This is a genomic window from Winogradskyella luteola (assembly GCF_019203985.1).
Classification (GTDB): Bacteria; Bacteroidota; Bacteroidia; order Flavobacteriales; family Flavobacteriaceae; genus Winogradskyella; species Winogradskyella luteola.
The window spans coordinates 148,616-161,843 of the sequence record NZ_JAGSPD010000005.1 but is presented as its reverse complement, the minus strand read 5'-3'; the positions used below and the strand labels follow the sequence as shown (position 1 = coordinate 161,843).

The 13,228-nt window shown below is 35.8% G+C and carries 8 protein-coding genes; 2 read left to right on the top strand and 6 right to left on the bottom strand.

Translation table 11 applies throughout. The annotated features are described in order from the left end of the window. Window positions 1–135 precede the first annotated feature (135 nt). Genes KCG49_RS07865 through KCG49_RS07850 form a run of 4 tightly spaced genes read right to left on the bottom strand, consistent with a single transcriptional unit; the run spans window position 136 to window position 5,707 of the window. Window positions 136–1,740 carry a S8 family peptidase gene (locus KCG49_RS07865; protein WP_218545661.1) on the bottom strand — a complete coding sequence of 535 codons (1,605 nt, stop codon included), beginning with the start codon at window positions 1,738–1,740 and terminating at the stop codon, window positions 136–138. 17 nt (window positions 1,741–1,757) lie between these two features. Beyond that, entirely contained in the window at window positions 1,758–2,618 is an 861-nt protein-coding gene (locus tag KCG49_RS07860) for an MBL fold metallo-hydrolase (RefSeq protein ID WP_218545660.1), read from the bottom strand. Between the two features lie 51 nt (window positions 2,619–2,669). Continuing rightward, window positions 2,670–4,862: a SulP family inorganic anion transporter gene (locus KCG49_RS07855; RefSeq protein WP_218545659.1), complete on the bottom strand. Its 2,193-nt coding sequence runs from the start codon at window positions 4,860–4,862 to the stop codon at window positions 2,670–2,672. Further along, complete coding sequence (locus tag KCG49_RS07850) at window positions 4,859–5,707, bottom strand: universal stress protein (RefSeq protein ID WP_218545657.1); 849 nt, start codon at window positions 5,705–5,707, stop codon at window positions 4,859–4,861. Before KCG49_RS07850 ends, KCG49_RS07855 begins: the two co-directional genes overlap by 4 nt. A gap of 124 nt (window positions 5,708–5,831) precedes the next feature. On the opposite strand from KCG49_RS07850, the gene KCG49_RS07845 reads away from it, so the two are divergent. Then, a complete protein-coding gene (locus KCG49_RS07845) occupies window positions 5,832–7,664 on the top strand; it encodes a cation:proton antiporter (protein WP_218545654.1) in 1,833 nt (610 codons plus the stop codon). 54 nt (window positions 7,665–7,718) lie between these two features. On the opposite strand, the gene lepA is transcribed toward KCG49_RS07845, so the two are convergent. Further along, entirely contained in the window at window positions 7,719–9,515 is a 1,797-nt protein-coding gene (lepA, locus tag KCG49_RS07840; RefSeq protein ID WP_218545652.1) for a translation elongation factor 4, read from the bottom strand. 179 nt (window positions 9,516–9,694) lie between these two features. Here lepA and KCG49_RS07835 point away from each other — a divergent pair, with 179 nt between their 5' ends. Then, window positions 9,695–12,067, top strand: coding sequence for a TonB-dependent receptor domain-containing protein (locus KCG49_RS07835; protein ID WP_256259915.1), 2,373 nt, complete (start codon window positions 9,695–9,697; stop codon window positions 12,065–12,067). A gap of 7 nt (window positions 12,068–12,074) precedes the next feature. Here KCG49_RS07835 and KCG49_RS07830 read toward each other — a convergent pair whose 3' ends face one another. Next, on the bottom strand, window positions 12,075–13,193 hold the full coding sequence (locus tag KCG49_RS07830; protein ID WP_218545648.1) for a TolB family protein: 1,119 nt from the start codon (window positions 13,191–13,193) through the stop codon (window positions 12,075–12,077). Window positions 13,194–13,228: the final 35 nt, after the last annotated feature.

Sequence of the window (13,228 nt, the reverse complement as noted above, 5' to 3'; positions counted from 1 at the left end):
AAAACAAAGCCAACTTGTTGTTTTAAATGACACCATGCTTGGCTAAATTGTACAGTCATAATGGTGTTGGATTTTATCGTTCAGAGCGAAGCGAGAATTCTTCGCTTCGCTCCGAAAGACACTCTTAGACAGATTTTATTTAATTTTTGAAGCCATGATTAAAGCATTATAAGCATTGGCTATTTTCCCAGAAGAGGATAACTCCATAAACGGTTTAACATTTGAAGCATCACCACCAACAACTACTTTGGTCGTTAAAGGCAATCCAGAATCTAAAATAACTTGTTTTACCTGAGCAGCACTTAAACTAGGATACTGCGAACGGATTAATGCCGCAATACCAGCTACACCAGGTGCTGCCATAGAAGTTCCACCGTTAAAATCGTATTCGTTTTCTGGCATTGTTGAGTAGATATCAGAACCGGGAGCAAAGATGTCCACGTTCTTTTTTCCATAATTAGAGAATCCCGAAACCATTTTAGAACCATACTTTTGGGTTAGAGAACCTACTCTTATATAAGTATTTGAAACTTCAACAAAATCAACATTATCATCAGGGAAATTAGGTTCAATATCTACATTTTCACTAGAATTCCCAGCAGCATGAACAAAAACTACATCATTATCTGAGGCATATTTAATAGCATCTCTTACCCATTCGGCATGAGGCGAAAACGATTTTCCAAAACTACCATTAATAACCTTTGCTCCATTATCTACCGCATAACGGATGGCTAAAGCAACATCTTTATCGTATTCATCCCCGTTGGGCACGGTTCTTAAGGCCATAATCTCAACATTATTGGCCACACCATTTGCGCCTTTACCATTGTTACGTTCTGCAGCAATGATACCTGCAACATGTGTACCATGTGATTCAGATTTTTTTACGGGTTTTACATTTCCATTACCGTAACCAGTATCTGAAAGATCGTTTACATCATCACCAGTTTTACGACCCGAAAAGTTTTTATTTAAGTTATAGTTTAAACGTTCATTTATTGACTCTTGGATACCTTTAATTTCTTCATTGGCTTTAGCCATAGTTAAACCGTTAGCACTTACATTTTGCGCAATTTGTTTGGCTTGCAACAGTGCTTGGTCTTCAGTTGTTATGGCGTTAACCTCTTCCATGGTGTAATCGTCTTTTCCAAAATGTTTTTTTAGGGTATCGTCAGCATTCTTTACAGCTTGAGCGATTTGATCGTACTGTGTTTTACGGCCTGTCCATGTTTGGTAATCCTCTTCATATTTAGCCTCTGCAGCAGCGTAATCTGGGTGCGACTTGTCACCAGTAGCTAATATTCTTACATATTCTAATTGCTCATCATAAGCGTCCCCAAGAAAATTCCAACCATGAATATCATCAACATATCCATTATTGTCATCGTCTTTTCCGTTATTTGGTATCTCGTCTTTGTTGGTCCAAATGACATCGTCTAAATCTTCATGGTCTATGTCAATACCAGAATCGATAACAGCCACGATAACTTTTTTACCTTTTTTCTTTTTTATAAGCTCATTATAAGCTCTATCTACAGCCATGCCGGGAATGGTGTCTTTTTCTAAATCTAAATGTCCCCAATTTTTCTTTTCGGCTTCTGTAAGTTCGGTAACCTTTAAAGGAGAGGTATCGATATTTTCAACAGGAGTGGTAAGAATATTAGCAGTAGAACCGCAACCAAAAAATAAAGCTGCAGAAATTCCTATATAACCTAATAGTTTGTAATTCAATTTCATAGTAAATGTAATTTATTTTAATTAAATATAGTATTGCAAGTAAAAACTTCGTCAAGCCTTACTCCTTTTTCTGTGTGTTTCACAGTAATGATTTCATTGTATGCATCGTGCTCTAAAAACAGATAATAATTGTGGTCTGCTGCTTTGTTAAGAAACAGTTCTTTTTCATCTAAGGTTAACAAAGGCCTTGTGTCGTAACCCATCACAAAAGGTAATGGTAAATGTCCTGCTGTGGGCAGTAAATCTGCCATAAAACAAATTGTCTTTCCGTTATAGTTTATCATTGGAATCATTTGCTTATCCGTATGGCCATCTGCAAAGAAAATGTCAAAGCCCAATAGAGAGTTTTTAAGAACCTTCTGCTCTGGAAGCCCAGTAAACTTTAACTGTCCGCTTTCTTCCATTGGTAAAATGTTTTCCTTTAAAAAAGAAGCTTGTTCGCGTCTGTTGGGTTGGGTTGCCCAATGCCAATGATCTTCATTGCTCCAAAAATGAGCCTTTTTAAAGGCAGGTTGATAACCTGTTTTTTCTTTGTTCCATTGAATGCTTCCCCCACAGTGATCAAAGTGAAGGTGTGTCATAAAAACATCAGTAACATCGTCTCTATGAAAGCCATACTTAGCCAATGATTTATCCAAGGAATCATCACCCCAAAGAAAGTAATAGCCATAAAACTTTTCACTTTGCTTATTGCCCATGCCTGTGTCTATTAAAATTAAGCGATCACCATTTTCAATTAACAAACAGCGTGCCGCGATATCAATCATATTATTGTTATCAGCAGGGTTTGTTCTGGTCCAAAGGGATTTAGGCACTACGCCAAACATAGCTCCTCCATCGAGCTTAAAGTTGCCGGCATTTATAGGATAAAGTTTCATGTTTGCAAATTTAAGAATCTGGAAACCAATGTTAAACCTTTTAGCAGATTATTAAGAAATAACATTTTTTAAACGTTTACCAAAATCAAAAAGAGTTTTAATTTCTTTAGTGCTAGCTAAGCGCTCTTTACTAAAGACTAAAAGAGCATTACCATTGGATTCTATATGATAGTATGGGTTGCTTTCAAAAAAATGAATGATGTCATCATTAAAAAATGTTTTAATAGCGTCCTCATCTTCACCTAACAGATAAAACCGCCTGTTAAAGTCCGAATGTTCTTGAATGGGAATATCCTTAAAGCCAGCAAACGCATAGACTTTTTCTAGAAAACCCTCACGATCTAAAGTGAATTCTGGGATTCTTTTACCAAGCGCAACATACAACATTGTAGTTCTTACGGTTTCTTTGGCAATGAACTCTCCTTCAGAAAATTCGATATCAAATATTTTGAGCACTTCATTTTTAGTCAATAATTGATTGTAAATATGATGAGTGGATTTTGTTCTAAAAAAATGAAACGCATCTAAAAAATGCGTAGTTTTTTCCTTTTTAGATTGATAAATCAAGGCGTAATCTGTTGCAATTTCTTGCATATTATTTTGACGCTTGGTTAAACTGCTTTTAACAATGTTTGGCACTGGCAATAATCTTCTTAGGGCAAAAGGGTGTTTAGAATCTGCATCATGAAGGTCTAAGCCCACAACATCAAAATGACCTCCTCGTTTTATAAATAGGTTTCTATAGTTATTGAGGTTTTCCATAACGGTATTATCAACAAATTCGCAGAGTGAAAAATCAATAATAACATCTTGGTTTTCTGGAATCACTTCGAGCTTCTGCTTTAGTCTGTAGAAGTTTAAAAAACTGCAAAAATGCTTTACACTAATATAATAATTTCGACCTTGTTCCTCTTGATACATCAACACGTTAGGCTTTAGTACGTTTCTTAAAAAAAGTGAAGAACTTCTATTGATAAGAACATGAATGATAAAGGTGGTGATAACGCCAGATAATATACCCGTAATAAGGCCAACTTTTAAGGTAACAAAAAGTGTAACAAAGAAAATAATGAGCTGTTCTTTACCTATAGAAAAAATATTTCTAATGGTTTTCGGCGAAGCCAATTTATAACCTGTAAACACTAATATTGCCATTAAAGCGGGAAGCGGAATTCTCGTAAGTTGTGTACTGAACAGCACAATAAAAATCACCAAAAAAGTAGCATGGAAGAAATTTGAAGATCTATTGGTGGCGCTATTATTGACATTTACCGAACTTCTCGCAATTACCGTGACGACATTAAGTCCACCCAAAAACCCACTTCCGATTGTAGCCAATCCCAAAGCTTTTAAATCCAAATTAACGTTAGAACGTCTTTTTTCAGGATCTAATTTATCCACAGCCTTTATACTTAGCAACGATTCTATACTGGCAATTAAAGTAAGCGCTAAAACACTAGACCAAAACGAAAACGAACCAATCTTGCTAAAATCTACTGAAGGTAATTGTGCTATAATATCATTAAACTCGGGAATGCCAGATATCATATATAGTTGATCTATTGGGTTTGCTTCATGCTCCACAAGTTCAAAATAATAACTAAAGGCTACTGATAGAATAACAATCCACATTGGAGCGGGAATAAGCTGTAAATACTTATTTCTAATCTTTGGGTAAAACATCATGATTGCCAAGCTTAATACACCAGCAATTGCGGCAAATATTAACCCTTCATTATTATAATGAACAGCGTCATTTATTGTATAGGGAATTTCAAGCAGGTAATCAATGGTGTCTTCTCGCTTTATTTTATGAGCAAGCATAATATGAAATTGCTTGCCCAAAATAATAAGCCCAATTGCCGCTAGCATACCTTGTATAGCAGAAGATGGAAAAAAATCTGCTAATTTACCCATTCGAAGAAAACCTAAAACAGCAAGTAAAATACCTGAGCAAATTACAGCGGCGTAAGTACTTTCTAGGCCCAAAGTTGTTATGGCAACTAAAAGCACTCCAACAAGCCCATTTCCAGGCCCAGCAATTGTAACATGGCTTCCTCCAAAAATAGAAACGACAACACCCCCAACTACAGCAGCAATAATACCAGCAATAGGTGGAGCTTCACTGGCCATAGCTAACCCTAAACCCAAAGGCAAAGCAATAAGACTGACTACAAAACCTGCAAAGATATTCTTTGGTAATGTTTTAACGAATGTGCTTATACTAGATTTGTTTTGGCTCATTGAATAATTAAAACATCAGTTGGTAGTTCGGTAAGTATATGTTCTATGTCGTGCGGAAAGAGTCGATCCCAAAAAGTCATTTTACTAGGCGCATTCATTACCAACAAATCGGCTCGAGCTATTTGTGCATAATGCCCAATGGAATAGCCTTTTTGGCCAAAAATAGGCTGGGATTTAATGGCTATGTCATTTGTATAAGTTCTAGGAATGTTTTCGATAATACGTTTTACTCTAGAGTTTTCTCTTAACCTAATGCGCTCCTTAGCAATGTTTGCCATTCGTAAAGACTTATCATCTTCGACCTTAATGGCTAATTCTTCTTCTGTAATTTCCTCAACAACAGTAACTTTATCAGCGCCTAGAGTATGTGCCACATAAAATGCCAAAGATATGGTTTGCTCAGTTTTAGGGTCTTTTAAACCGTTGACAACAACATGCTCGCATTGCACACGTTCTTCAGAAGGTTTAACTAGAAGCAACACAGAACATTCTGCTCTGCGAGTAATTTTTCGTGCAATAGAGCCAACGTAGTATTTTAAGAAATTTTCGCGCTGAAGCGCCCCGAGAATCAGCAGGTCTATACTTTTTTCCTTAGAAGCGGATAGTATAACATCAACGGTTTTTCCTAATTTAAATACAAGCTCAACATCTAAATCATCAGAGGTAAAAGACTCTAAAATAGATTGAAATTTAGCTTCTTTATCTGAAGATTTTTCTCCAACATGAATTAAGATTAATCGACTATTAAACATAAGTGATAATCTAGCAGCTTCGTAAATATTTGCTTTAAGATTGGGAGAAAAAGTAACGCCAATCCCAATAGCGTTAAAAGGCTTAGTTGACAACTTATGTAGTATTGATTTATTAGTTAATTTGGAAAGATAGTATTTTTTAAAAAAATGCGATATGATAAAATTAAAGCATCTTCAGAATCCTTAATATTTAGTATTTTCACAAAAAACTTAAATCATGGTTGAATTAGCGGGTATTATAATTCTTGGAATATTAGCGCAGTGGGTTGCTTGGAAGTTTAAGATTCCTGCAATTTTACCCTTAATATTAATCGGTTTATTGGTGGGCCCTATCGCCGCTGAGTTTATTAATGAAGATGGTACAAAATGGATAGAGCCTATCTGGAACGAGGAACAGAAAAAGGGGCTTTTTCCTGGGGAAGGTTTATTCTACTTTGTGTCACTCGCAATTAGTATTATTCTTTTTGAAGGAGGGCTTACGCTAAAGCGAAGTGAAATTAGAAACGTTGGTCCGGTTATTACCAAACTAATTACTGTTGGGGCAGCAGTTACTTTTTTCGGTGGAGCGGTGTTGGCACACTATCTATTTGGTTTAAGTTGGGACTTGTGCTTTTTATTTTCAGGATTAATTATCGTTACGGGACCAACCGTAATTACACCGATACTAAGGAATATTCCTCTAAAACGAGATGTATCGACAGTTTTAAAATGGGAAGGGATCCTCATCGATCCTATAGGAGCTTTAGTAGCTGTTTTGGTTTTTGAATTCATTTTTGTTGGTGGTGAAGTAGGATTTACAAAAACAGCTTTGATTGAGTTTGGAAAAATAGTTCTTTTCGGAACCACATTTGGTTTTACCTTTGCACACGCTCTGGTATTTGCTATTAATAAAAAGTTTATTCCGCATTATTTACTGAATGTAGTGTCATTATCTGTTGTGCTTTTAGTTTTTATTGAATCCGAAGTTTTTGCTCATGAATCTGGTCTGCTTGCGGTAGTGGTTATGGGAATGGTAATAGGCAACAGCAAACTCGATAACATAAAGGAACTGCTCTATTTTAAAGAATCATTAAGTGTATTATTAATATCTATACTTTTTATATTACTATCGGCCAATATTAATTATAATGACCTTATGTTATTATATCGATGGGAGACATTGGCTTTATTTTTAGTCATAGTCTTTGTAATAAGACCTTTGGCCGTATTTATTAGCGCGCAAGGCTCTAAACTAAAAATGAATGAGAAAATGTTTATCAGTTGGGTTGGCCCTCGAGGTATCGTAGCAGCTGGGATCGCTTCACTTTTTGGAAGTAAACTTAGAGCAGAGGATGTTGTGGGTGCTGAATATATCACCCCTTTAGTGTTTATGATTGTTCTGGGCACTGTGCTTTTAAACGCTACAACAGCACGATTGTTTGCAAGGATTTCAGGAGTATTTCTAATGAAATCTGAGGGCATATTAATTATCGGAGCGTCTAAAGTGTCTCGTTTAATAGCCCAATATTTGATTGATAATGGAAGGCACGTGGTTTTGGTAGACAGCAACCAAAACAATGTAAACGAAGCTGAGAAAATGGGAGTCGAAGCCTACACAGAAAATATATATTCGGACACCTTGAAGGATAATGTAGAGCTTAATGATATAGGCTATTTATTGGCTTTAACTGGTAATGCGGATATTAACCGCTATGCCGTTGAAAAATTTGGAGCCCAGTTTGGTGAGCATGGCTCTTTTAGATTAGCATCTAAGTTAGAGTTGGAAAATGGTTCGATTTTACCCGAGGATGGAGTCTTCACATTATCAGATGATTTTAATAACCTTATTGAAGTTTCTGAAAGTTACCCAAGTATCCAAGAGGTTACGGTAAAGGACTTGGAGTCATACAATGACAAGCTCGAAGACATAAAGTCTAATAAAGACCAAATACCACTTTTCCTTAAAACCAGTAAAGGCGAAATTCATATTATTCCGTCCTTAGATGACAATGTAGAAAAGGAAATAGATACCAAAAGCAAATTAGTTTATATGGGAAAGGCTTTAGTTTAATAAAACCCAAAACTTGCAAATTCGAATGAAAAATGAAACGTGCAGCAAAAATTCCTAATCATTAAGCTTTAAAACAGCCATAAACGCCTGCTGAGGAATTTCCACATTACCCACTTGGCGCATACGTTTTTTACCTTTTTTCTGCTTTTCTAAGAGTTTACGCTTACGGGAAATATCACCACCATAACATTTAGCTGTCACATCCTTACGGAGTGCTTTTATGGTTTCTCTAGCAATTATTTTGGCACCAATAGCAGCCTGTACAGGAATATCAAACTGTTGTCTTGGGATAAGCTCCTTTAACTTTTCAGTCATTTTCTTACCTATGGTGTAAGCATTATCAGCGTGCACAAGTGCAGATAGTGCATCGACCGTTTGTGCATTTAATAAAATATCTACACGTACCAGTTTAGAAGATCTCATTCCTATTGGTGAATAATCAAAAGACGCATATCCTTTTGAAACTGTTTTTAAACGATCGTAAAAATCAAAAACAATTTCAGCCAATGGCATGTCGAAACTGAGCTCAACACGCTCGGTAGTTAAATAAGTCTGATTTGTTATTTGCCCTCTTTTTTCAATACAGAGGCTCATTACAGGTCCAATAAAATCAGATTTTGTAATAATTGTAGCTTTTATATAGGGCTCTTCAACACGGTTTAATGTTGAGGGCTCTGGCAAGTCAGAAGGGTTGTTAACGATAACAACATCATCAGGGTTTTTGTTGGTAAAAGCATGATAACTTACGTTAGGAACCGTTGTAATGACAGTCATATTAAACTCACGCTCCAAACGCTCTTGAATGATTTCTAGATGTAACATTCCTAAAAACCCGCAACGAAAACCGAACCCTAAGGCAGCAGAACTTTCTGGCTGAAACACCAAAGATGCGTCATTGAGCTGAAGCTTCTCCATAGAAGCACGTAATTCTTCGTAATCTTCTGTGTCTACAGGATATATACCCGCAAAAACCATAGGTTTTACATCCTCAAAACCTTCAACGATATTAGTAGTTGGGTTAGCAAAATCGGTAATAGTATCTCCAACCTTTACTTCCTTGGCCGTTTTAATACCAGTAATCAAATAGCCCACATCACCTGCTTTAACGCTCTGTTTAGGCACTTGGTTGAGCTTCAATGTTCCTACCTCATCGGCAAAATATTCCTTATCGGTAGCAACGAATTTAATTTTCTGACCTTTTTTAATTTCACCGTTAAAAACCCTAAAATAAGTTTCAATTCCTCTAAATGTGTTATAAACAGAATCAAAAATCAGTGCTTGTAAAGGCTCATCAGGATTACCTTTTGGTGCAGGAACTCGCTCTATTATTGCTTTTAAAACATTATCCACACCATAGCCTGTTTTTCCACTTGCATGTATCACTTCTTCAGGGTCGCAACCTAATAAATCAACTATATCATCTGTAACCTCTTCAGGATTTGCACTTGGCAAATCCACTTTATTAAGAACGGGAATAATCTCCAAATCATTTTCTAAAGCTAGATAAAGATTAGAAATAGTTTGTGCCTGAATACTTTGGGCTGCGTCTACAATTAGCAAAGCTCCCTCACATGCAGCGATAGAACGTGACACCTCATACGAGAAGTCAACATGGCCCGGAGTATCAATTAAATTGAGAACATATTCTTGTCCATCAAGAATATATTCCATCTGAATGGCATGAGATTTTATGGTAATACCGCGTTCGCGTTCCAAGTCCATGTTATCTAATAATTGGTCTTGTTTTTCGCGAGCAGTAACCGAGCCGGTATAATCTAACAAGCGATCTGCCAGTGTACTTTTTCCGTGGTCTATATGTGCAATAATGCAAAAATTGCGAATATTCTTCATCTATCTATAGCAATATTAAGACTGCAAATATAATTGATTTCTTATGCTTTATGGCACCTAAAAACACATTTAAAACTCGATGAACTACGGAAAAACCACAATATAAATTAAAAAACAATCTTTATATTGCAGTACAAACCTGACTAATGATTGCCCACCTACGATTTTGCATAAGCACAATGATCTTTGTGCTATCTTTTAGTGCTTTTGCACAAGATTTTTCTATTTCTGGCAAAGTAGTCGATATGAATGGAAATCCCATTGAATTTGCCAATGTTATCATTTCTATAGAAAACCAGGAAGAATTTTTTAAAGGAACATCTACGGACGATAAGGGCTATTTTAAAATTGAAAACTTGACTGAAGCAGCGTATTATGTTAGAATTAGTTTTATTGGCCATAATGAATTCAATCAAATAATTGTATTAAACGGTAACTTGAACCTAAAAACAGTTCAACTTAAAGAATTGCCAGAAAGCTTAGAAGAAGTCACTATTATAGCTCAAAAACCAACAATTATCCGAAAACCAGATCGCTTAATATTTAATGTTGAAAATACGGCACTTATTGAAAAATCTATACTGGGAGTTTTAAGAAGCACACCAGGTATTATTATAACCGAGGGAGGCATAAATGTTAGAAACGCGCCAGCTATGGTTTATATTAATAATAGAAAAGTACAGTTAACATCAGATGAGTTAATACAGCTTTTAGAAAGTGCACCAGCCAATAGTATAAAATCAATCGAGGTTATTACAAATCCGCCAGCAAGCTACGATGCGGATAGTGGTTCGGTTATCAATATTGTAATGGATAAGAATTTGATAACTGGTTACAGAGGAAGTGTTCATACAAATTACACCCAAGGTGTATTTCCTAGATATAATACTGGGACAAGTCATTATTTTAAAAACAATAAGATCAACATCAATATAAACTACAATTATACAGGTCAAAAAATCAATAGAGACCAAGATGACAGAGTTGATTTTTTAAACGGAGAAAATGAGACAGATCAAATATGGGAATCTGATATCAATAGAAATACGCATTCCGAAACCCATAACCTTAACCTTAATTTTGATTATTACATCAATGACAGAAATACATTAAGCCTAACTAGTACAGGGTTGTACACTCCATATTTTAAATATGAAATAAAAAACAGCACCGATATTTTTAATGCTGACCAAAACTTCATATCTAATTTTACGGCAAACAACTTATCTAGAGACAACAAATATAATATAGGTACAGATCTAATCTTTAGACATGATTTTGCTAATGACGCCAACCTAACGTATAGTGGACATTTTACTGTTTACGATTATGAGCGCGATCAGGATGTGTTTCAAGATGAACCTGGGGATGAAAATGATTCGGAGTTCAACACACTAGCCAATCAATACACAAAAATTTTTACAAGCAAGATAGACTATAATTTACCCATAGATGAAAGTTCGGCTTTTGATGCAGGTGTAAAATATTCTAACGTAAACACAGATAGTGATATTGCAAGATTGGATATCATTAATGGGCAAGAAGTTCCCAATGTCGAAAATACAGATGCATTTCAATACAACGAAAACGTATTTGCCGCTTATACAAATTATAGTAAATCTTGGGAGAAATGGAACTTAAATGTTGGTTTAAGAGTTGAGCAAACCAATATTGAGGGTAGGTCTTTAACATTGCTCGAAACTAACAGACAAGACTATCTAAACTGGTTTCCGACATTGAGTGTATCCCACCAAGTCACTGACGATATTAGTATAAATGGAAATTATAAACGCAGTATCAACAGGCCAAGCTACACCAACCTCAATCCTTTTACCTTTTTTTTTAATGAAAACACGGTGTTTTTGGGCAACCCAAATCTTGTGCCAACTTATATTGATTATTACAAAGTAGGAATTGACTTTTTAAAGTATTTTTCTGTCGAAGCCTATTACATGAATTATGACGGTGATATCGTAGAGTTGCCCAGACAGAACAACACCACAAATGTTTTAGCTTGGACTCCTACTAATTTAGACAATAAGACGGATTTTGGTTTCGACCTTCTATTCAATTATTACCCTTCCAGTAACTTTGGTCTATATGCAGCAGTTTCTGTTTTTAATATTACAGAAGAGGCTAATTTTGACAACGAAACTGTGAAGTTGGACCAATGGTCCCAACTTTTTATTCTGTCCCCTAACGTGTCATTTTTAAAAGACAACAGCTTAAATATAAATGCATCGTTTTGGTGGATGACAAAAAATTTGCAGAGTCTGCAAACCGTTCAAAACTTAGTGTTCTCCAATATTAGCATTTCTAAATCCATATTCAATGAAAAGGGAGTCATTTCATTGAGCGTAGAAGATCTGTTCAATAAGCAAGATTTTGATCAATCAGTAAGTTACTTAAACCAATCGAGCTCTAATTTTGTAGATTTAGATAACAGGTTTGTAAAGCTAGGGTTCCGCTATAAGTTTGGGAACACAAAACTTAATACAAACGAGCGTGCTAGCGATGTAGAAGAACGTGATCGATTAAAAGATCTGCAATAGCAATAATCTAATCTTGCCACTCAGCAATAAACAAATTGGTGTCTCTGCCACCACCATTGTTGCGGTTAGACGAAAAAGCCAAATACTTACCGTCATTTGAAAATACAGGAAACGCATCAAAAGTCTCCCCATGCGTAACTCGTGTTAAATTCTTCCCATCAATGTCAATTAAGTACAGATTAAAGGGGAAACCACGCTCAGCTTCAAAATTAGAAGAGAACAGTATTTTTTCTCCAGAAGGATGAAAAAATGGACTCCAATTAGCATTGCCCAAATCTGTTAATTGTCTTAAATCAGTACCATCAGCATTACAAATGTATAGCTCCATCTCAGTTGGCTCAACCAAACCTTCAGCCAATAAATCTTTATAATCCTTAATTTCCTGTTCTGTTTTTGGACGCGACGAGCGGAAGATTAATTTTGTTCCGTCTGGCGAAAAGAATGCTCCGCCATCATAACCCAATTCGTTTGTAATTTGTTTCACATCTGTGCCGTCAATATTCATGGTGTAGAGTTCTAAATCACCACTACGCGTTGAGGTAAATACAATTTTATCACCTTTCGGAGATACGGTTGGCTCAGCGTCGTAACCAACTTCATCTGTAAGCTGTTTTACGATGTTACCTTCTAAATCCGCAACAAAAATATCGTAGCTATCATAGATTGGCCAAATGTATTTCCCGTTTTTACGTAACGGAGTTTCTGGGCAATCATCTTGCTTTAAGTGTGTTGAAGCATAGATTATATGCTTATTATCTGGCAAAAAGTAAGCACAAGTTGTACGTCCTTTCCCGGTACTTATCATTGGTGGAGCGATGCTATCCGTAAAAGTTTCATCAGCATTCATTAAAAACATTTGGTCGCAGCCCACATTCCATTTTGTATTGTTAGACTGAAACACCAATTGTTTGTCGTCAAAACTCCAATATGCTTCAGCATTGTCGCCTCCAAAAGTGACTTGCCTTAAGGATTTAAAGTTTTTTTCTTCAGGAAAGATTAATGGATTTTTCGCTTCTGTTGAATCTACTTCGGTTTCAGCAGATGATGTGTTTGTAGATTTGGAATTTTCGGTTTTACAAGATAAAAATGATATAAATAGAATAAGAAGTACGGCTGTTTTCTTCATGTTAAAGATTTATATAAGTGGGTTTTAATGCCTAA

Excerpts from the sequence above, each read along its gene's own strand:
- KCG49_RS07865 (WP_218545661.1), bottom strand. The coding sequence starts at position 1,740 with ATGAAATTGAATTACAAACTATTAGGTTATATAGGAATTTCTGCAGCT.
- KCG49_RS07855 (WP_218545659.1), bottom strand. The coding sequence starts at position 4,862 with ATGAGCCAAAACAAATCTAGTATAAGCACATTCGTTAAAACATTACCA.
- lepA (WP_218545652.1), bottom strand. The coding sequence starts at position 9,515 with ATGAAGAATATTCGCAATTTTTGCATTATTGCACATATAGACCACGGA.
- KCG49_RS07845 (WP_218545654.1), top strand. The coding sequence starts at position 5,832 with ATGGTTGAATTAGCGGGTATTATAATTCTTGGAATATTAGCGCAGTGG.
- KCG49_RS07835 (WP_256259915.1), top strand. The coding sequence starts at position 9,695 with ATGATCTTTGTGCTATCTTTTAGTGCTTTTGCACAAGATTTTTCTATT.
- KCG49_RS07830 (WP_218545648.1), bottom strand. The coding sequence starts at position 13,193 with ATGAAGAAAACAGCCGTACTTCTTATTCTATTTATATCATTTTTATCT.
- KCG49_RS07860 (WP_218545660.1), bottom strand. The coding sequence starts at position 2,618 with ATGAAACTTTATCCTATAAATGCCGGCAACTTTAAGCTCGATGGAGGA.